Annotated in this window: 23 protein-coding genes; 4 read left to right on the top strand and 19 right to left on the bottom strand. The window is 42.3% G+C overall.

The window, feature by feature from the left end:
• Nucleotides 1–59: 59 nt before the first annotated feature.
• Nucleotides 60–2,525: a CHRD domain-containing protein gene (locus ACFI6J_RS06760; RefSeq protein WP_462585877.1), complete on the bottom strand. Its 2,466-nt coding sequence runs from the start codon at nucleotides 2,523–2,525 to the stop codon at nucleotides 60–62.
• A gap of 239 nt (nucleotides 2,526–2,764) precedes the next feature.
• Between ACFI6J_RS06760 and ACFI6J_RS06755 the strand changes: the two genes are divergently transcribed.
• Nucleotides 2,765–3,367 carry an FMN-dependent NADH-azoreductase gene (locus ACFI6J_RS06755; RefSeq protein ID WP_061485981.1) on the top strand — a complete coding sequence of 201 codons (603 nt, stop codon included), beginning with the start codon at nucleotides 2,765–2,767 and terminating at the stop codon, nucleotides 3,365–3,367.
• Between the two features lie 170 nt (nucleotides 3,368–3,537).
• On the opposite strand, the gene ACFI6J_RS06750 is transcribed toward ACFI6J_RS06755, so the two are convergent.
• Entirely contained in the window at nucleotides 3,538–4,092 is a 555-nt protein-coding gene (locus ACFI6J_RS06750) for a glutathione peroxidase (protein WP_014949715.1), read from the bottom strand.
• A 177-nt stretch (nucleotides 4,093–4,269) separates the two neighbouring features.
• Here ACFI6J_RS06750 and ACFI6J_RS06745 point away from each other — a divergent pair, with 177 nt between their 5' ends.
• Nucleotides 4,270–6,765 carry a S9 family peptidase gene (locus tag ACFI6J_RS06745; protein ID WP_462585875.1) on the top strand — a complete coding sequence of 832 codons (2,496 nt, stop codon included), beginning with the start codon at nucleotides 4,270–4,272 and terminating at the stop codon, nucleotides 6,763–6,765.
• 205 nt (nucleotides 6,766–6,970) lie between these two features.
• On the opposite strand, the gene rrtA is transcribed toward ACFI6J_RS06745, so the two are convergent.
• Nucleotides 6,971–7,555: a rhombosortase gene (rrtA, locus tag ACFI6J_RS06740; protein ID WP_370244012.1), complete on the bottom strand. Its 585-nt coding sequence runs from the start codon at nucleotides 7,553–7,555 to the stop codon at nucleotides 6,971–6,973.
• Between the two features lie 112 nt (nucleotides 7,556–7,667).
• On the opposite strand from rrtA, the gene ACFI6J_RS06735 reads away from it, so the two are divergent.
• Nucleotides 7,668–8,432, top strand: coding sequence for an enoyl-CoA hydratase (locus ACFI6J_RS06735; RefSeq protein ID WP_039222129.1), 765 nt, complete (start codon nucleotides 7,668–7,670; stop codon nucleotides 8,430–8,432).
• A 14-nt stretch (nucleotides 8,433–8,446) separates the two neighbouring features.
• Entirely contained in the window at nucleotides 8,447–10,204 is a 1,758-nt protein-coding gene (ggt, locus tag ACFI6J_RS06730) for a gamma-glutamyltransferase (protein ID WP_462585872.1), read from the top strand.
• Between the two features lie 157 nt (nucleotides 10,205–10,361).
• Here the strand turns inward: ggt and ACFI6J_RS06725 are convergent, their stop codons facing one another.
• The 16 genes from ACFI6J_RS06725 to ACFI6J_RS06650 form a co-directional block, all read right to left on the bottom strand.
• Entirely contained in the window at nucleotides 10,362–11,153 is a 792-nt protein-coding gene (locus ACFI6J_RS06725) for a PhzF family phenazine biosynthesis protein (RefSeq protein ID WP_156078442.1), read from the bottom strand.
• Nucleotides 11,143–11,520 (bottom strand): DUF3703 domain-containing protein, encoded by a 378-nt coding sequence (locus ACFI6J_RS06720; RefSeq protein ID WP_014949709.1) that lies wholly within the window; start codon nucleotides 11,518–11,520, stop codon nucleotides 11,143–11,145. Before ACFI6J_RS06720 ends, ACFI6J_RS06725 begins: the two co-directional genes overlap by 11 nt.
• A 13-nt stretch (nucleotides 11,521–11,533) precedes the next feature.
• Nucleotides 11,534–11,902, bottom strand: coding sequence for an MmcQ/YjbR family DNA-binding protein (locus ACFI6J_RS06715; RefSeq protein ID WP_156078441.1), 369 nt, complete (start codon nucleotides 11,900–11,902; stop codon nucleotides 11,534–11,536).
• A 26-nt stretch (nucleotides 11,903–11,928) separates the two neighbouring features.
• A complete protein-coding gene (locus tag ACFI6J_RS06710; protein ID WP_156078440.1) occupies nucleotides 11,929–12,783 on the bottom strand; it encodes an acyl-CoA thioester hydrolase/BAAT C-terminal domain-containing protein in 855 nt (284 codons plus the stop codon).
• A 392-nt stretch (nucleotides 12,784–13,175) separates the two neighbouring features.
• Nucleotides 13,176–13,445: a hypothetical protein gene (locus ACFI6J_RS06705; RefSeq protein WP_014949705.1), complete on the bottom strand. Its 270-nt coding sequence runs from the start codon at nucleotides 13,443–13,445 to the stop codon at nucleotides 13,176–13,178.
• A gap of 162 nt (nucleotides 13,446–13,607) precedes the next feature.
• Nucleotides 13,608–14,060: a DUF3291 domain-containing protein gene (locus tag ACFI6J_RS06700; protein ID WP_049588960.1), complete on the bottom strand. Its 453-nt coding sequence runs from the start codon at nucleotides 14,058–14,060 to the stop codon at nucleotides 13,608–13,610.
• Between the two features lie 283 nt (nucleotides 14,061–14,343).
• Entirely contained in the window at nucleotides 14,344–14,727 is a 384-nt protein-coding gene (locus ACFI6J_RS06695) for a ClpX C4-type zinc finger protein (RefSeq protein ID WP_014976713.1), read from the bottom strand.
• Between the two features lie 131 nt (nucleotides 14,728–14,858).
• On the bottom strand, nucleotides 14,859–15,224 hold the full coding sequence (locus ACFI6J_RS06690) for a DUF7674 family protein (RefSeq protein WP_044583858.1): 366 nt from the start codon (nucleotides 15,222–15,224) through the stop codon (nucleotides 14,859–14,861).
• A 117-nt stretch (nucleotides 15,225–15,341) separates the two neighbouring features.
• Nucleotides 15,342–15,752 (bottom strand): thiol-disulfide oxidoreductase DCC family protein, encoded by a 411-nt coding sequence (locus ACFI6J_RS06685; RefSeq protein ID WP_014976711.1) that lies wholly within the window; start codon nucleotides 15,750–15,752, stop codon nucleotides 15,342–15,344.
• Nucleotides 15,753–15,865: 113 nt separating this feature from the next.
• Nucleotides 15,866–16,216, bottom strand: a complete 351-nt coding sequence (locus ACFI6J_RS06680) for a hypothetical protein (protein WP_014949701.1) — start codon at nucleotides 16,214–16,216, stop codon at nucleotides 15,866–15,868.
• A 117-nt stretch (nucleotides 16,217–16,333) separates the two neighbouring features.
• Complete coding sequence (locus ACFI6J_RS06675; protein WP_014976710.1) at nucleotides 16,334–16,597, bottom strand: hypothetical protein; 264 nt, start codon at nucleotides 16,595–16,597, stop codon at nucleotides 16,334–16,336.
• Nucleotides 16,598–16,746: 149 nt separating this feature from the next.
• The gene (locus ACFI6J_RS06670) at nucleotides 16,747–17,097 is read right to left on the bottom strand and encodes a hypothetical protein (protein WP_014976709.1); all 351 of its coding nucleotides are present in this window, start codon (nucleotides 17,095–17,097) and stop codon (nucleotides 16,747–16,749) included.
• Nucleotides 17,098–17,221: 124 nt separating this feature from the next.
• On the bottom strand, nucleotides 17,222–18,022 hold the full coding sequence (locus ACFI6J_RS06665; protein ID WP_150141304.1) for a hypothetical protein: 801 nt from the start codon (nucleotides 18,020–18,022) through the stop codon (nucleotides 17,222–17,224).
• 81 nt (nucleotides 18,023–18,103) lie between these two features.
• Nucleotides 18,104–19,057, bottom strand: coding sequence for a PD-(D/E)XK nuclease family protein (locus tag ACFI6J_RS06660; RefSeq protein ID WP_150141393.1), 954 nt, complete (start codon nucleotides 19,055–19,057; stop codon nucleotides 18,104–18,106).
• Nucleotides 19,058–19,097: 40 nt separating this feature from the next.
• Nucleotides 19,098–19,712 carry a hypothetical protein gene (locus ACFI6J_RS06655; RefSeq protein ID WP_014976706.1) on the bottom strand — a complete coding sequence of 205 codons (615 nt, stop codon included), beginning with the start codon at nucleotides 19,710–19,712 and terminating at the stop codon, nucleotides 19,098–19,100.
• A gap of 112 nt (nucleotides 19,713–19,824) precedes the next feature.
• Complete coding sequence (locus tag ACFI6J_RS06650) at nucleotides 19,825–20,550, bottom strand: hypothetical protein (RefSeq protein WP_156086480.1); 726 nt, start codon at nucleotides 20,548–20,550, stop codon at nucleotides 19,825–19,827.
• Nucleotides 20,551–20,651: the final 101 nt, after the last annotated feature.

Below are 20,651 nucleotides of genomic sequence, written 5' to 3'. Positions count from 1 at the left end.
TATTTTAGATTAATTGGGTCTCAATATAATTGAAACACAATGGGTTTAGCTATTTTTGACTAGTCAAAACCTAGCGTAATTTGTCCACGAATTTCACCACTTGGGAATGCATCTGAGTGGAAGTTAGTGTAAAGACCTCCGTCTGCCATAACATTCATTTGCTCAGCGGTTAACGTAGTATTAGCAGGCACAGACCACATACCGCTGGCACCGGCAGTAAGTCCAATTAGAACATCTCCATTTACGCCCATTTCACCCTCGTGAATGTGAGCCATGTTTGCTGTCATACCGGTAATGGTTACGCTGCCTGACAGTGCACCTGTAGATGTATTCAAAGTAAATGCACCAGCGCCGCTTGCTGTTGTAGTTACTGCAGGCACTTCTTGTAGGCCGTTTGCGATGATGCCGTACACTTCAATATTATCAGGTGTGATTTGGCCGCGAATTTCACCACCAGTATTAGCTGCTGTATGCACATTCACATAATGACCACCTGCCAGTAGTTGCGTAGCTGTGGCTTCATCTAGTGCTATGCTTCCGTCTGTCATCCAAACGCCAGCGGTGCTTTCACTTTCCACAAGTCCTACAAGTACGTCACCATTTTCACCAGCAAACCCAATATGAATGTGCGCCATAGTCGCATTTTCAATAGTGGTTACCGCCACAAGAGAAACGTTGTTGTTTGTGGTGTCGAAGAGCGCATAGCCAGACCCCATTGCCATGGTGTCAACTGCTGGTACCTCTTGGCTGCCGCTTAGTGAGAATGTTACTACCGCAGTTGTGTCGGGAACAATCTGACCACGCACTTCACCGTTAGGGTTAGCGGTAGTGTGAACATTTAAATACCACTCACCGTTAGTCAGCGCGTCTAAGTTGATAGGTGAAATATTAGTTTCAGCGAGAACATAAGTACCATTACCAGCATCAGTCAGTGGGAAAGCAACCGGACCATTCATACCAATGCCGCCATCGTGTACGTGTACACCAGTAACATCCGTTAAGCCTGATACGTCAACACTTACGCTAAACGCAGGTAAGTCTTCGTCAATTTCGACCACTGCAGTTGCCATAGACATAGTGGTAACGGCAGGCACTTCTTGTGACCCACTTAAGTTTACATTGTAAGTCATGTCAGCATTAAAAGCTGGTGGAGGTGGTGCTAGGCCATCAAGCAACGCTAATTGAGGTAAATCACCTTCCATCGCGCCATCTAGTGCGATAGCAGTGTAAATCTCACCATTCTCAAGCGCTAAAACGCCTGTTTCGATTGCCGCTGTTTTGGTGCCTGTTGGTGTAACCGTAACTACGTAGTCACCTTCTGCAAGACTTACGTAACCTGTTTCAACAAGCTCGCCAGTCTCATAGGCAATATCGGCAAATGCCGGGTCAACCGCATCAATTTCGCCATCTGCGGTTACGTAAATATCGACGTTACCCGCTGAAGGTGAAGCATGTACAATACGCACTTTCGCTTCTGTCGCTACGGAGCGGGGCATATCAACAAGCACATCAAGTTCTGGTGCAGCCAAAACGTTGTTTGCGATAGCGGTATAAGACATACCTACTTCTAGCGTCAACTCAGCATCGTCAATTGCCACAACACTGTTGTCGCTATCGGCTACAACGTCAATGAGATAGTCACCGGCTGCAACAGACAAATAGTCTGTGGTGCGCGGGAACTGTATTCCGTCCACCAATACTATTTCGTTATTTGCTACAACATCAACCGCTGGTGCGTCGCTGATACCGTGCACAACGCGGATAGCAGCACCTGCTTCTGCATCCCATATTTTGAAGCTTCCATCACCGTCCGCGGCCAGTAATGTTACTGGTGAATCGCCTGTACCTACGTTATTAGTGGCAGCGATAAGCAAATCGGCACCGTCTGCAAGGTTTACCGTACCAGAGTCGTATACAACCGTTGTCTCACCGGCCGGTGTAATACGAATTTGATAATCGCCCGCAGGTACTTGAATTAAATCGGTTGCGTCAGTAAATTCAGCAGTAACAAGCGGCTGCTCGGCAGTGATATCTGTATCTGGTGCCGTAACATAAATATCTACCATAGGTGCCATTGATGCTGCATGTACAATCTGTACTTGAGCATTACCCGCGTCAACTGCGGTTTCCATACTGGTCACTGTTAAAAGCGATAACGACTCATCGCTAACATTACCTACGGCAAAAATATCGTAGTTCATGTCAGCTTCTAAAGTAACGTCAGCTTGCAACACTTCAGCGTTTTCACCTGGAAGAATGCCTGTAACACCAATATCGTACATGCCTGTCTCAACTTCGAAGCGAGATGAAGCGACTTGGTAATCAACGCTTTCGAGATCGTTGAGTATGGCGTCGTTAGCAGTGATGTTTACCATTGGTGCGTCTGATGCTGCGTGAACAACTCGAACGTTTGCGTATTCCGGGGCGGGTGTGGGCTCTTGTACGACATCGTCGTCGTCATCCGAGCAGCCAATTAAAAACAGTGGTAATATTGAACATGCAAGGAGCGCTTTGGTCCTTCTCATATTTTGTATCCTCTTAATTGTGTTGTGGCAAACTCGGTTACGCTGAGCAAATAAGAGAAGATCAACCTCCTTGCAACATTAACGTAATGTAATGTTTTCAATAATTTCACATTTACTCTGTTCCTTGGCAGTTTGTTCTACAAAATAGAACGAAGCCTTCATGTTTTTGATATTTTCATCCCACCCGATTGCCGTAATATAGCCATATATTATCGAAACAACGAATATTGGAGTTCGGCATGAAAAAAGTACTAGCTATATTTTCCAGCCTAAATGGCAACCAAGGTAATTCTTCAAAGCTTGCAAACGAGTACCTTTCAAAAATTGAGAATGACGGTTCTGTGCACATTAACCGCGTGGATGTTGCCTCTCTGGCACTGCCTCATTTAACAGGTGAAGAAATGCAAGCGTGGATGACTGAGGCGTCTGAGCGAAATGAATCACAACAGGCATTGGTAAAAGTCTCTGATGACATTGTTGAAGCAGTAAAAGCGGCTGACGAAATTGTGCTAGCCGTGCCAATGTACAACTTTGGCATCCCATCGAGCTTAAAAGCTTACTTCGACCGTATTGCAAGAGCTGGTATAACATTTAAGTATACCGAGACAGGTCCTGTCGGATTGCTAGAAAATAAATCAGCGACTGTTTTTGCCGCGCGTGGTGGTGTGTATGCAGGTTCAGACTTTGATACGCAAACGCCGTATTTAAAACACTTTTTAAATTTTGTTGGTATCAGTGACGTTAAATTCGTTTACGCTGAAGGACTTAACATGGGCGAAGAGCAAGCAAACAAGGCTTTTTCTGAAGCAAGCGAAAAAATTATTGAACTAACCAACAACTAAACACACCAAATTAATGCAGTTAGCTAAAACGTAGGAAGTATGTTTTCAGCTAAAAGTGTGTTCCAAGTTGAGTGTGCTTGATTGCCCCGCGTGTTACGCGGGGCTTTTTTATGCGCGGCTTTTAGATTCTCGTTTGGTGTGACCTATAGGCAGCGTTGATATTCGCGGTTTTATTCGCTTTTGAGGAGTGCCTCTATGTCAGCGATAAAAGCCGGATCAGTGGGCTTTGTTGAACTAGGGTAGTGGGTTATTTGCTTACCAGAGCTGTCAATAAGGTACTTATTAAAGTTCCATGATGGCGCTTTGCCGGTGGCGGTTTTTAGCATTCTATACATAGGATCGGCGTCTTCACCTTTTACCGATATTGGTTCAAACATCGGAAACTTTACGCCATAAGTCAATTCACACAGTTCTGCCGTTTTGCCTTCATCATTATCTTCTTGGTTAAAATCGTGCGACGGGAAGCCAAGTACTACAAAATCTTTGTCTTTGTAGTCACTATAAAGAGCTTCTAAACCTTCAAATTGTGGCGTGTAGCCGCAATAGCTGGCTGTGTTCACCACTAAAAGGGTCTTTCCGGCATATTCGTTACACAAATTCACCGTTTCTTGTGAGTTGAGCTTACGCTTCATGAACTTTAGTACGCTGGGGCACTCGCTCGCAAAGCTAGGAGTCGTGAAAAAGCTGAGCGCAAGCAACGCAGGTACAAAACCTTTAGCTTTCATAGTGTTTTACCTCATCAGTGAATTTTTGTTATTTTGTTCAGGCCGACAGACCAGTTTCACAACCATAAACGCAGATGGTTTACGTTTGGTTCACTATCTCAATCGATGAACGTTAGCGTATTAGTAACTGCTCTGCGTATAATGTTAACGTTTTTTACATAACAACGACTTAAAATAATGAAAAAATACTCTTCTTTACTCATCGCGGCTAGCGTTACTTTTGCGTTGGGCGGATGTGCAAGCACTACTAACGAACCATCTAGCCAAACAGCGTCTACATCGCTTCCTGCTGCCACTGTCCAGCAAACCGTTACACCCGATGTCGCGCCTCAGAACAGCGCGAAAAATGGTGAAATTACTTTAAAGCAAATAATGTCAGATCCACAATGGATGGGCGCGCTACCCGAAGGTATGGGGTGGTCGGTCAATGGCGATAAAATTGTTTTTGAAAAAGAAAGGCAAGATAGCGCGTTAACAGATGTTTATGTTGCTGAACTCTCAAACCCTGCAAATGCCGTAAAAGCACCGTTGTCAGATTTGCACAAGTATCGTTTTGACGAACGTGTAGTAAGAAATGATGGTGTAATTGCTTATTCATTTGAAGACAGTGTTTATGTGCAATTTACCAACGGTGAAACTGTGCGTATCGCGCGTGGCGGGAATGCGCTGTCAACGCTTTCATTTATGACTGATGGCCGCTTAATGGCGTTAAGCGGTAACAAATTTATTGCTATAGACCTATCTAACGGCACCCGCGAAGAATTATTGAGCTGGGAGTTTAGCGACGAGCCTAAAGCGGTTGAGCCGCCTAAAGATTATATTGCCGAGCAGCAACAGTCGCTGGTGGAATACATCAAACTACAGCGCAAAAACAGACAAGAAAAAGACGACGCTCAAAAAGCGTTGGCCAAAGAAAACAGTAGTGTAGCACCTACGCCGTTTTACTTTGATAAGTCGCATCGACTAGCGGGTATTAGCGTATCACCTGCGGGTAACTTTGCAGTAGTCGCCACCACGGAAAGTAAGCCGACTCGTGATGACAGCGACATCATGCCGCATTATATCCAAGAAGACAGCCGCATTGCCGCGAAGCCGGTACGCCAACGTGTTGCAGATGCAGAATCGGTAAATCATGAACTGTGGCTGCTTAATTTGAAAACTGGCGAGAAGAGTGAACTTAAATACTTTAATTTGCCTGGATACAATGACGACGTACTTGCAGATGTAAAAGAAGAAAACGCGAAAGCCAATGGCGAGACCTATGAAGTTAATCGTTTGCCGCGCGATATTACCTTACTGCAAAGCTGGTATTGGACTAAGCCTTCGATTCGCTGGCACAAAAACGGTAACGCTGTTGCCGTTATGCTAGAAGCGTGGGACAACAAAGACCGCTGGATTGCAACGGTCGACCTAGAAAATAAAACGCTAGAAAACCAACATAGGCTTCATGACGATGCGTGGGTAAACTACCGTTTCAACGCGTTTGATTGGCTAAATGACAGCGAGACGCTTTACTATCAGTCTGAGCATACTGGTTACTCTCACTTATACGTTCAAAAGCCTGGCGAGAAGCCTGTCGCGCTAACCAGCGGCCGTTTTATTGTTGACGATTTAACGCTTTCTAGCGATGACAATTATATCTACTTTAAAGCTAACATGGAGCATCCGGGGCTTTACGAAGTTTATCGTGCAGATTTAAGTGACAATACCATCGATACCATGACTGATTTGAATGGTATGACAGACTACTCACTTAGCCCTGATGGTAAAAATTTGCTGCTAAGCCATAGCAAGGTGAATCAACCACAAGAGCTTTACGTTAAGCCAGCAAACGAAACAACAGCGGCAAAGCAAATCACGCAAAGCACCAGTGCAGATTTTAATGCACTTCCATGGGCGGTGCCTAACATCGTTGCTATTGAATCGACGCATACCGATGCACCTATTTACGCACGAGTATATTTACCGGAAAATTACGACAAGACGGCACCAAATAAAGCGGTAGTGTTTAATCACGGTGCAGGCTACTTGCAAAACGCCCACATGGGGTGGTCTGGTTACTTCCGAGAATACATGTTCCATAGCATGCTCGTGCAGCAAGGCTATGTCGTACTAGATATGGACTATCGCGCTAGTGCTGGCTACGGACGTGATTGGCGAACCGCTATTTATCGTCAAATGGGTACGCCTGAAGTGCAAGATTTGCGTGATGGTGTTAACTGGCTTGTTGAAAATGCAAATGTAGATCGTAAGCGTATTGGCACATACGGCGGTTCATACGGCGGCTTCTTAACCTTTATGTCTATGTTTACCGCGCCAGATCTGTTTGCGGCAGGTGCAGCACTTCGTCCGGTAACCGATTGGGCCCATTACAACACGCCATATACGGCTAATATTCTTAATACGCCTGATATCGACCCCATTGCGTTTGAGCGTAGCTCGCCAATTTATTTTGCCGATGGACTAGAAAAGCCTTTGCTTATCAATGCGCCAATGGTTGATGACAACGTGTTTTTCCACGACACCGTGCGATTGGTACAGCGCCTTATCGAGCTTGAGAAAGAAGATTTTGAAACGGCCATTTATCCGGTAGAGCCACATGGCTTTGTGCAGCCAAGCTCTTGGCTTGATGAATACCGTCGTATATACAAGCTATTCGAAGAAAACTTATAGGCAAAACTGCGAGTGCAACCCAGTGATTAAGAGCCACTGAGTTGCTCACAGCGCGGTAGCTATTAAGGACGGAAAAAGCTTACAAAAAAGGCCCAAATTCAATGAATTCGGGCCTTTTTTAAATCTTCTTTTTTTGCTTCAGCACGTTAATCTGTTTTAACAAATCAAAATGCGCAAAAAGAGTGACGCTATAACGCTCGAGTTTCTATTTTCTTTTCGCCGTAATGAACATAAGTAAGAAGATTGCTATACCCGTAAGCGCACCAAATAAATGCGCATCTACGGCAACTTTTGCGTCAATCAGGTTTGCAACTTGTTCACTACTACCGTCTATTTGTTCGTATCCCACTTTAATCGCTAACCCAATAAGCAGTAGCCAACCCGACTTCATCTTTTCCTTAATATCAACACAGGCGCCCCATGCGAAAATACCATGTAGTGCGCCAGATAAGCCTGCGTACCAAATGAGATCCGGAGAGAAAAAATAAAGCCCAATACTGGTTCCCAAACAGCACCACACAAAAACTTTTAAGTACAAACCAAGGCGATAATGTTCACCGTGGAGTGCCCACAATAACGCCAGACCTGCTAAATTTAAAAGTAAGTGATAGCCATTGGTGTGCACGATATTTCCGCTGACTATACGCCAGGTTTCTAAACCTTGAATGGCATACCTGTCGTAAGCCAAATAATTGCCAGACATGGGCTCAAAGAAAAACGCGACAACGGAGCATAGCGCTACAAATAAAGGACCAGCGCTATACTTAAGCGAAAACGGCAGTGACATCATCAGTGTTAGTTATTTTTGAATTTCGAATTTGCTGGCTATGATACAGAAATTGCCAACGCGGTGAAAACTGAAGTACACCTAAAATAAAAAAGACGACAGTAAAGGAGTAATTATGTCTTACATTATTACCGAAACAAACCAGCAATGCTTAACCATTACGCTTAACCGTACCGATAAAAAAAATGCATTAACGCGGGACATGTACCAAGAAATGGCGAACGCCATATTAGGTGTTAAGAACGATGGCTCAACCAAAGTGGTGGTCATTAAGGGCGCGGGCGATTGTTTTACTGCAGGGAATGACATTGGAGACTTCGCACAGCAACAAGATCACGCTCAGGTGCCAGAAACAGCTGCGTTTATGCGCGCTCTGGCGGCGTGTCACTTGCCGGTTATTGCGCAAGTTCACGGGTTGGCAGTGGGCATAGGCACAACGCTTTTACTTCACTGCGATTTTGTCTACGCCACTCCAGATACCCGATTTGTTCTACCATTCATCAACTTAGGGCTTGTTCCTGAATATGCATCAAGTTATCTTTTGCCTAAGGTTGCCGGTCATATAAAGGCGGCAGAGTGGCTAATGCTGGGCGAACCCTTTACCTCTGCTGATGCTTATCAATTTGGTATTCTGACAAAAATTGTCGACGCTCATGAAATAGATCAAACGGTTCAAACTACGGTAGAGAAACTCGTCGCCAAGCCTTCATTTTCGCTTAAACAAACAAAAGCGCTATTAAAAGGTGACGGAGAGCGAACAAACCAACAAATGAACGAAGAGTTTGATATATTTTTAGAAGCGTTGGGCACAACCGCAGCTCAAGAAGCGTTTGATGCGTTTCTTAAAAAACGCCCAATAAACCCCGAAAAATTTAAATAAGAGGAAGTATTATTTTGAGACGCAGTGCTTTTTTCAGAGCTTCAGTGGTAACTCTTGCATTATCTAGCTGTTTTATTTTTGGTGCGAACGCGAAGCAAACGCGTGAAGTTGGAGAACCAGAAGCGGCAACAGGCTACATAGAGAAAAAGGCATTTGAAGCCAAAGATTATATGGTTGTAGCGGCAAACCCCTATGCGTCTTGGGCGGGAAAGAATATTTTAGAAAAGGGCGGCAGTGCAATCGATGCAGCGGTAGCTGTGCAATCGATGCTTTCGCTGGTTGAACCACAATCGTCAGGTATTGGTGGTGGTGCGTTTATCCTTTATTGGGATAATAAGAACAAAGTACTTCACACCTTTGACGGCCGTGAAACAGCACCGAAAGCTGTCAATTCTCATTGGTTTATTGAAGGTAATAAACCAATGCGCTGGTTAGATGCCGTAGTAGGCGGTAAGTCAGTTGGCGTGCCTGGAGCAGTAAAAGCGCTAGAAATGGCTCAGGGCGAGTTCGGCAAGCTGCCTTGGAATACGCTGTTCGACGATACAATCAAAACAGCTGAAGACGGCTTTAAAGTATCGCCGCGTTTAGCCAAACTTGTTGCATTAGACTATCACCCTGGCCTGAAAACTTTTCCTGCAAGCTCTACTTACTTCTTCCCGGCAGGCCTGCCGTTAAAAGAAGGCACGGTAAAGAAAAATAAGAAGCTGGCTAAAACCTTAAGAGGTATTGCTGAAAAAGGCAGCGATTATTTACTGAAAGGCGAAGTTGCCGAAAAAATAGTGGAAGCGGTTAATAATGCGGAGATTAACCCTGGCCAAATGTCGTTGGAAGACTTAGCAAGCTACGAACCAGTAAAACGTGAACCCGTATGTGGCCTGTACCACGAAAAACGCATTTGCGGTATGGCACCACCTAGCTCAGGTGGCGTAAACGTTTATCAAATTCTAAAAATGTTAGAAGGTTTTAACCTTAGTCAATACGCACCAGATTCAGTAGAGTTTGCCAACCTATATACGCAAGCTAGTGCGCTTTCATATGCCGACCGCGAGAAGTTCATTGCGGATAGCGATTTTACTAACTTGCCGTTTGCGGCCATGATTAATACCGCTTATCTTCAGCGCCGAGCCGAGAGTATTGCTGTTGATAAAGAGTGGCGCCGCAAACGCGCGGGCAATCCCTACGCCGATGCGAATGTAGCACTTGGTACGTCAATGGAGCTGCCCAATACCTCACACGTTTCTATAGTAGACAAAGAGGGCAATGCAGTATCAATGACTACCAGCATTGAATTTATGTTTGGTTCTGGGATTATGGTAGAAGGCTTCCTGCTTAATAATCAGCTTACCGACTTTTCATTTTCGCCAACCAAAAACCGTTTTCCAGTACCAAATCGCGTAGAGCCTGGTAAGCGTCCTAGAAGTGCTATGAGCCCTACCATGGTGTTCGACAAAGAAGGGAATTTAGAGGTGGTTGTAGGCTCGCCGGGCGGCTCTAGAATTGTAAGCTACGTCGCTCAAACCCTGATTGGAGTTTTAGACTTTGGCTTGGATATTCAACAGGCCATCAATCTTCCTAAAATTACTAATCGAAACGACTACACTGCGTTAGAGAAGGGCACACCAATAGCTGAGCTTGAAGAGCCGTTAAAGGCACTCGGCCATAACGTTAAAGTAGTGGATTTAAACAGCGGTCTTCATGGCATTCAGTTTAAATCAGGTAAATTAATTGGCGGCGCAGATCCTCGCAGAGAAGGCATTGCAGTAGGGCGCTAATATTACATTTGCCTAGTTAAAACTAGATGCAGCAATGCGCTGTTGAGTGAGTGAAAGCGGAAGGTTAAATATCTTCCGCTTTTTTGTTTGTGCCGGGAAGTAACACTCGAGAGAAGAGTTCTCTTTTATCGATTAGTTCGTGTAAGGCAATCAACCATCAAATATTAATGTAACCTTCAAGGTAAGACACCGCTTGGCCAGAAATAAGCACGCGGTCACCTGCCACCTCACATTTTAATGTGCCGCCTCGTTTAGATGCCTGATAAGCCATAAGTTTTGATCGTCCAAATACTTTTGCCCAATAAGGCGCTAGCCCAGTGTGGATTGAACCGGTAACCGGGTCTTCATCACCGCCGTTCGCAGGCCAAAAATAACGCGAAACAAAATCAAATTGCGTACCAGGCGCTGTCACTACCACATCATAAGGCGCTAGTGTTTTTAGTTGTTCGCAGTCTTGAATTACGCTTAAAACGTCGTCTTCGTTAGAATAAACAGCAAAGTAAGCTTGGTTATTTTTTAAAATGCTTTTGGGCTTGATAGAGAGCCCTTTTAGTAACGCTTCAGGCACTTCACCGACAGGGCTGGGCATTCTATTAGGGAAATCCATCTGAATAAATCCGTCGCTTTTTTTAACGACTTTCATCATCCCAACCGACTTGGCGAAAAGCGAGATGTGCGGCAGTTGGTAGTTTTCGCTAAAAATGACAAACGCAGAAGCTAAAGTAGCATGACCACAAAAATCGATTTCCGTCACAGGGGAAAACCAACGTATAGCGAATACGCCATTATCATCTTCAACTAAAAAGGCGGTTTCTGAAAGGTTATTTTCAGCAGCGATTTCTTGCATTTTTTCATCGCTAAGCCATTTACCCGTTATAACTACTGCAGCAGGATTGCCCTTAAACCTTACATTAGTAAATGCATCGACAACGTTAATTTTAATTTTCATTCGAACGCGCTTTTTTTATGATCGTATTTAAGTCTGGTTTAATTGGCATTGCCTTAAATGGGCTAACGTTAGCGCCACCTGTATTTCCATGAGGTACTAGCCCAAAAACAGTTTTTGTGGCAGCGCCCGCAATTCTGAAAAGTTGACCAAAAAACTCACCAATATTGCCTTGTTTCACTGCCCATAAAAGCATTTGAACGTGTACTTTAACGTGTAGCCTTGTAGAGGCTTGACCAAGAACGTGGGCATTTTCTAAGTGTGAAAAAGCACACTGTTGGCTGTTTTGGTTTTGCTTTCTATGAGCTAGCGCTAGTTCAGCTTCTACATAAGGGCGAATATTGCGCGTAAAGCCTTTTGCTTTGAACATGGTGTAAGCACCTTTATTGAGGTTGATTTAAACCAAGCTCTTTTTGCATTTTCTTGGTTAACCCTAACGATACTAGTTTATAAGATGCGCTTAAATAGTATTTTAACGCTTCATCTTCATCACTCTCGCAATTGTACTGTTGTATCCATTTCATTCCACGACTAGCGAGATAGGGCGCAGGCCTATAGCCAGGCTTTTCTTCCAGAAAATAATAGTTTTGCTCAGATGTTTTAAAGGTAAAAGCAGGGTGTCCGTCCTTGCTAATGCTCCCTATAGCAAAGACTTTACCACCTACTTTCCATACTTCTGAACTCCCCCACTGAACGACGTGAGTAGTGTGGGGGAGTGCTTTGCAATAGTGATTGAATTCATCAATGGTCATATGATTCTATTTATTGAAGAAGCTGACTAGTGGTTATTGTGATTAGTAAGCATCTTAATAAAGGTTTGGTTCATATCGCTACCCTCTTTTAAGAACTCGTAGTTAAGCAAGTGGTCTGCCCCTTGGTAGTTTATGTGCTTACACTTATGTTTAGTGCGCGCATTCATTTTTTCACAAACTGTTTCAGCCATAGTAGGCGAGGGCCAAATTTCATCGTTTTCGCCAGTCATTAACACAACATCGGCGCTGATTTTCTGTACAGGAATATTAGCTTTACCGTTGTCTGCTCGATTTTCTAAAGATTGCGTATAGAGATCTAGCAAACCATTAACTTCACCCGACGGGTTGAAAGGAACAAACGCTAAGTCTTGCCCGTCGTAAGTCCAGCTGGAACCAGGCACTTTACTCCAATCTTTCAAAATACCTGCCCAAACAACAGAGCTAGGCGCAATAGCAACCACATTTGAAATACTTGGTTCTTTTGACGCTAGAAGAAGTGACAGTTCAGCGCCTTTCGACCAGCCAACTACAATAATGTCGTCCGGCGTGGTTTCTGGTTGTGATTTTAACCACGACATAGCCTGAATTACATATTCAAGAGGTATTCTCTCTAACTCTGCTGGTAAGCCTTCTTCCTTAAAATAAGCTAAAGCTAGGGTAGGGAATCCCGCTTCAACGATTGGACTAGCGAGCTTTTCTGGCACGCCGCCTTCGGATCCTCCAAGCACTAAAACGCCAACTTTACGTTCTTGTGACTCTGAAGAGTAATACGTAGCAACAAAACCATCATCTTCTATTTTTAGCGAACGCGTAGAGGCTTCACACGAGAAAGAGACTAGCAAGGAAAAGAAAAAATAGATAAGTAAGGTTTGTGTTTTCATTTTTTTACCCGTTTTTTTAACATGAAATTAAGGTTGAGTACTCAACTGAAATAGCGCGCTCGATTATTCAATGGTCTTATGATTTTGTATATCGTTGCATATTTCGCAATGGATCCGCTTTTTAAAATTGTAAATGCGGCGAGCTGCAAATATAGAAATAGATATAAAAGCCCATGTAACCCCGAATTCAAGAGAGTAGGAAAAAGACTGGCCTTTAAAGTATTGAACACTGGCAAAAATAGTGGCCAGCAAGGGAAATGCGACTAGGTATTGTAAAGTCCATTTTTTTATAGGCATTGTCGTTCCTTCGTAAATCTTCAAAATATAGATTTAGACTATCACTAGTGTTCATCTACATATAAGCGTTGATAAAATGCGTGTCAATTTTAACCTTAAGATTGCTCATACATTTTAATAGGCATTCCATTTTCATTTCTGAGTATTCTTTTTGATTTTTTTCTTTCTAACTCAGCTTTCCATTCTGGCTTAATCACAAGATAGTAATAAACGATAAAGCCTAGCCATGATAATAAAAACGACATCAAGAACCAGATGACCTTGTTATTACCAGAAGCCTTTTTAGATATAAGTGCTAGAACCCAAGGTAGGATATTTATTGTGAAAAAAGAGATAAAAAGTACAAGTAAAAACGATAAGTTCATAAAATATCCTTTCTTATTAAACTATCTAATAGAGAACACGGCAGCCATCTAAGATGTGAAACTCGTGTGCGAAAATTAGAATCTACGTGTCGGGATCCGTGCTTACGTATTTCAACGGCCAGTTCGAGCTTCTTACTAGTGTGCCTTCTGACCTTGGAAACATCAATGATTCTCAAACTCAGGCTTGGCGTAACTACTTTTAAAACTAAATGCATCCTGAGATTCTCCATTTTCCCGAAGATGGTCTAATTTAGTGATAGCTTCCTGAAGGGTTGGAATATGGCCCTTCGGTATCCACCAAAGCACATAAGATGCTTCGCTTAAGGGCAAAAACCACTCTTTTTTACGCTTAAGGAAATCAATGTGATGCGTCTTGAACATGAAGTTCTTAAGGGACTCTACGCTTTCCCAAACAGACATGTTAACAATGATATCTGGGTTATTTTCTACCTCTATATTAGTGGCATCACCTGATTCGTCTTTCAAACGCCAGATAAATCCTGGACTTTGTTCAGCAATGGCGTTGATAGGGTCTAAGTTATTTACAAAGTCCGCCATTTCGGGGGACTCCAAGTTAAACCTGACTTTTCCAATATTCAATTGAGCGAGATGCATATTGTCTCCTTGACTTTTAACTTAGAGAACGCGTTTTATAAAGTTAGACTAGGTCTAGTACTTTGAAGTGTCTGTCTTGGAATTAGTTTACGCATTTTCCAAATAACGTACTTTTGAATGGAGAAAACGAATAGTTAGCTCCAATTTTAAAACAGTTGCTTGAGCAGTCTGCTCAGATGCCAGTTCAGCACATTGGCACCCGAAAACAAAAAACAAAGTTAAAAGATTCCTTTTCATTGACCTAAACCTCTTATTGCACAAGACACTAAGTGCCTAGTTACATTCACTCGTTTGCAATGGAATAAACTGTGTCAGCACAAAAGTTACAGATAGCACCATCTTTACCTGTTATGAGCTTGGTTACTTCTTGTCGTGATTTTCCGCAAAAGCTACAAACTAAAAGCGAAGATTCCTTTTTGAAAGGTTCGTATTCGGTAGGCTTGATAGTACAGCTGTTACCCAAGCATAGTTGGATAACATCGTTTTCTGATAATTGATGTAACCCCCAATCTTGCGTATGCGTGTCGCCAACACTGAATGAGGTGACACTTAAAACAAATGATTCTGAGTTTTGTAGCTTTTCAATTCGAATCTCTAGAGCATCTTCGATATTCGCACCCACGTCAAAAGCTTCCAATCCATTGATTTCAATTCTACAAGACTTCATCCTTACTCCTGTAAACAAAAAGTACCCAGATAGAGGGCTGTAGCACGTGGGCTAAAATGTGAAGCAGCCCACATGTATGGTTCCTAGGGAATTTGCGAGCGAGTTTATTCCATTGTTCGGTGCGTGCATCTTTAAATCACCACGTTAGGGGCTTTACCATGAAAGTCCAAGTACAGTTTTTTGAGATTATCTGGTACCAGAGGCCAGCCACGTTCAATACCTTCTTTGGTACCTTTCCAAAATAAGTGCTCTGTATAATATACATCTATGTACTCGAATTCTGCTTCGGTTGCAGTATCTAGTTTTTCGCTTATGTACAGCAACTGTTCTAATGCTTCTTCTAAATTACCTTGGTTAAACAAAATGGTTGTCAAATTTGCGAACTCTTCCATTAGAAATGTGAGTGCCCAATTTTCATGTTTTTCCATAAGAGGCACAACGTCAGGAAATTTAGTACGTATCTCTTTTAACAATTGTCTTATTTCTGATTTAGCCATTGATTTCTCAGAAGCTTCTAACATTAAGCTAAGAGGCGCATATGCGCTGAGCATAATGGCGAAGCTGCCCCGCATATATGCCTTCTAGTGACCAACGGGAACGGCTTTATTTGTTTGTTACATCGCAAGACCTCTGAACCTCCCTACGACCTTTTTATCGGGTATTTGACAATGCTTTGTACCACCGAAAAGCTTAATACGGTTGCGAGCAAAAATTCTGTAGAAGAAGTCTCTAAAAGAACGCGGCAAGATTTTAGTTACACCGAATAAAAACCAGAACCCAGTTAAGTCTTTTGCGATTTCTAGTGCAGCGTCAGACCAAAGAAAAACGTTTCCGTTCTTAACTAACATAAAAGTATCAACACCTACAGTATCAACTTTGTAACGTTCGATAACTTCTTGAGCATATTCTGATTGCATTGGTGAGAATATAAAACGTTCAGTTTTGTCGCGCTTCAAAATAAAGGCAACTGCTCCATTACAGAAGTTACACACCCCATCGTAAATAACTAAGTCCTTGTCTTCCATCGAACTATCCCGCGATATAACGCTAAGCTTTGAGGCAGTGACGTAGCGACATATCTACGAAGTGCCGTTGCGTTACTGTCCCAGTGACCAAAGGGAACGCGTTAAGCGCCTCGTTAAACACAAGTTTCAGCTAACGAAGTGCTGGCTTGCGATGTGTTTGAAAGCATTTTCTCCATACTTTGTTTTAGAACCATTACTTCCTTGGCCCTATTTTCGTTAAGAATTTGATGGCCAAGCTCTAGTAATTCGATGCGTGTTCTGACGAAACTACAGATGGCTTGTTTTGCGTTTTCTAATTCACCATTTTCTATTTGTTGATGAACAGAAGAAAGATGAATAATGCTGCTATATAACTCTGTAGAGTTTGAACTAGCGCCCGCCGACGTACTGATATATGCGCCGAGAAATAATCCCGAAGTAAAAATGGCTATTGAGAATAGTGAACAAATAATCTTATGTTTCATTCAATACTTCCTTGTGCATAACGCCTAAATATGGGGCACAAACAGGCAGGCTATAATGGCGAAGCCGCGCACGTGTTTGCGTCCCAGCGAGCGGTAGCGAGTGACATAATTTGTTTGTTATGTTGCAATGCTCACTAGTCCCAGCACGCTTAGTAGCGCCCATGCGCCAATGGAAATTTTTTGTAATCTGTTAAATTTAAAATTTGATTGTGCAAGCTTTTTTGCGCTTACAGCGGTAATGAAAAAGAAGGCAGCCATGCAGCTCGTAGCCAGCGCCAGTATTATGAGGTTGTAGTTGAAAAGCAATCCGTGAACCAAAATAAGCATTGCGACCGTTAAAAATCCAAATACTATCCTGACACCAAGTATATCAACCTGCATAAAACAGCCTCCGTTTTACCAATTCCTTTCTGCAACATAACACCCCACATAAGGGGCAGTAACACGTGGGCTAAAATCCGAGCGAAGCGACAGAGCCCACGTGTTACTGTCCCAGCGAGCCTGCGAGCGGCTTAATGTGATTGTTATGTTTACTTGCCTAAAAAGCGCAGTTGTATTTTTAACATAAACGCCAGCAGTAATCCGCAAACAATAGGTGTTGCCAATATAAAGTTTACTCTTCCTTGATGCCAATTTTGAGAAAGCCAATAAATAACAAAGAGTACTGAATAAACAGGAAACAGCACCATTAACTTGCTTTTTTGTACTGCCACCTTTGTGTATTGCCCTAGGGCCAGTGACATAAAGAAGAGAAAAGAAAAAACGAAATAAGTTATATACAGAGTATTGTATATAGCTTCCAGCAATGGATTTTGAATAAGGAGTATGAAGAATAGAATGCTCAACCCAATAAATGGATAGCGCGCCGTTTTAATACTCATTAATGCCTAATTCCTAGGGTAAACATAACTTTTAAATAAGGGGCGCAGGCATGTGGGGCATAATGGCGAAGCCGCCCCGCATGTATGCGTCCCAGCGAACGAAGTGAGCGTCAACAGTTGTTTGTTAGTTTTTGTTTAGCTCTAAACTATCAGGATCTAACGTAAAGTATTCATTTACTTCATAATCTAGCATTGGGCGACCAAGAAATGTTTTGGTTCCAGATTCTTTGTTTGGCCAGTAAACTGAGTATGGGAGTACATTCATATGCTTATAAACTTTAACGATTTGTGGAGCGCCGCCTATATGTGGGTATTTTTCATCACGAATCATTTCAATCAAAACTTCAAGCGGCTCCATATCTAGACCTGGGATGTTAGCAATACCTTTTGAATGTATAAGCTTTGTCATTTTCCGCCTCGCAACATCCGTATTATTGCCTATGAAGGCATAATATTTCGTACCATCGGCTCTCTTTATATGATTAGACGCTTTGCGAAAATGAAATTCATCTTTATCTTGATCGTAATATAGTGTCCAAATCTTAAAGCTATTCGTTTTCCAAGAATATCCAGCAAATAAAAACATCGCATCTGGTACTTCAAATGCATCGCTACCTTTTGGAAGATCATGAATATGCTCTCTCATTCCTTCGATAACTTTTAGGATGTGCCCTTTTAAATCTGTTATATCTATGGCGCGAGATGACGATTTTGTATGCATGGAGATAGAATTATTTATTTGTACCATCATTGGATATGCATATTGTGTGTTTCCAGCAAAACATAAAACAGAGTCCTGTCTTACAAGGGGAATTATTTTCGGACAGCAATCCCAAGCCCTTCCCCATCGAAGTCTACTATCAGTTGCTATTACTAACTCCTCTGTGTTTTTTACTTTTCTAATCCATGCTACTGATAGAGTCACGATTCCTCCCTAAAGAACTAACGCCCGCATTTGCGGCTGCTTTGAAGCGCAGCGGAAAAGCAGTCCGACAACATGCGCTTGTTAAGCCTTGCCGCCATAAATTTCGGTGATGAATTGCTGAACATCAGCTACCTCTCTTTCAGTTTTTGTAATGACGACTTCTTGACCCTCTGAAAGAGCCGGAATAAATAGTATTCCATGGTTAATACTAGCAGCACTCATATAGGTGTATAGCTGTTCACGCCCGCTAACTCTGATTGCTGAGGGGTTCATAATCGGACTTTTGAGTTCAACAATAACTTTTTCATCTCCTTTTTCCAAAATAAGATCCGGCCTTAACACTCTACCATTACCAATTCGAATTATTTGATCAGAAAATATTGTAATGTCTGGAGCTACAGCGCTAAGAAAGCCATGTAGACTTCCCATGACTTCGGCCTCAAGAAATCTAGGAGCGTGTCCTCTTTGTATTTTTGGCGTTTCCTGACAGTAGGAAGTAAGCAAGAAAATCACTTGCTCATAAAACCCCATTTCAGATGAAGCTTTCAGTTTATCAGCAAACAACTTGGCTTCTTTTTCTTCTTTATCCTTCGCGTGCTTTCCTATCATTTGATCTAGTAGAATATTGAAAAATGCATAGATATTAACTATTGCCAAAAATGCTTCTTGTTCGGAGAAATACAACTTATAGTCATGAGTGGATTTATTACGCCATTCTTTTCTGTAGTTTGAAAATAGCTCGAGAACTCTTTCTTTTAGAAGATTATTTGTTTCAAGATACTTTTCTATATCGTTTGGTGTTTTTCTTCCTGCAGCTTCACCAGTCAATACGACATAAGCCTCTTTTAAAGCACCTTCGAAGGCCTGGTTAGTACGGTAAACGACATCATTGAACAAATAGTCTTCGCCTCCCTGCCCATTGCTAAGGTGCTTTTCAGCAATTTCAATGTGATTTAATACGCATTCAATTCCAAGATAATTGCTAGTACCTTCAAAAACCTTGCTTTTATCTTTTATTAGCTTAGATAGATCCATATTCCTACTCGAAGGCTTAACGCCGCAAGAAACGGCGAGTTTACGAGTCCGATTTGCTTGCCTTGTTAAGTCGTAATTCGTACTCGGTTAATTTAACTAGGAAATCATCAATAAACGATAATTCCCTCTCTTTGCTTGCTAGAGATTTTGCAAAATTTGCTTCAACTCTAATCTCTTGGCACTGTGCAATTGAGGCTCCGTCCATGCCATATAGAATCCCCGAAGGCCATTCATGTACGCAATGTGACAACCAACTCAAAATACTTTGTAAAAGTAATTCATTACCTTCTTCCATGCTCGGATCAATTTCGTGGCATTTCCTATAAAAATCCATTTCAACATTAGAGCCAAGTTCTTCAAAGATACCTTTGGTTTGATATACATTCTGAACCAGCTTTCCTAGCCACAACGTTGAATTATAGTCACTGCGCTCATAGCCTTTCTTTAGTACGGGGTAAACAAGATCAATAAAGACCTCATGCCTAATGCAGCTATGCCTGTTTTTTTCTAGCTTTGGCAAATAACTCCATACCCAACTCTTTATTTCATCGTCATTTTCAAATGAATCAACAAACTGCTTGATCGAAGCAGCGGCCTTCTTCTTGAGGCCTAACTCAAGCTCCGATTCAAATCTTTCGAAGTATTCAATATTCATAGAGACTTAACACCCCCATAAGGGGCAGTAATACGTGGGCTAAAATCCGAGCGAAGCGACAGAGCCCACGTGTTACTGTCCCAGCGAAGCGACTTAATGTGATTGTTAGACTTCACCTCATGCGATGTTGTAACTCTGTATCACCAGTGCATTCTATATAAAGTTTTTGAAACTTATCCTTTATATCAGGAAGCTCATCTAACGCATACTCGCAAAAACCTTCAGCATAGTGTTCTCCCTTTGGAGTTTCATGAATGAAGTCAAACACCCCATGTCTAAGATGTTGAAGTTCAGCAACTCCTTTACCATATTCTATGCTCCTGGAATAAAAATCCTCATCTAATTCTGCTATTTCGGTAATCAATTGAGTAAAGACTTGGTCCTTTATTTCAGGAACAAAAATACCACCGCCACCACCATCTGGGCGAACGTACTCAAATCGTTCCGTTCCTGAAGTAGAACTAATGATTTGATATAAGGTTTCTGGGGGCATTTCTTTAACTTTTTTAACTATACTCTCGATCTGTTTCCAAACCCAATAATTGAGTTTTATCTCCTCAGCCAATATTGTCTTTAGTGCCTTTATTTTCCGATTTTTCGATGCATTTTTACGGTAGGCTTCCAATACTTCTTTTATGATGAAAAGTGTAATTGCGACAATCGCGCCTATTGATAGTGGATTCATATTATCTGTCATATCAAGATGATTGAACTCTTCAATTGCTAGAAAGAAAAGGCTAAATAGAAAGTAAGCAAAAGCTATCGCGGTTATGCCAAAAATAGCACCGAAAATTTCTGGTAATAAAGTCCTAAGAATGTTCAAGACAAGAGATTCCAAACGTGAAGTCTAACGCTAAGCTAACGGGCAGTGACGTAGCGGTATAATCGCGAAGCGCCGCTGCGTTACTGTCCCAGTGAACGAAGTGAGCGAGTTAAGCG

Source organism: Alteromonas sp. G4i13, from assembly GCF_054960505.1.
The sequence above is the reverse complement of the archived record's forward strand: the minus strand, read 5'-3'. Positions and strand labels throughout refer to the sequence as shown.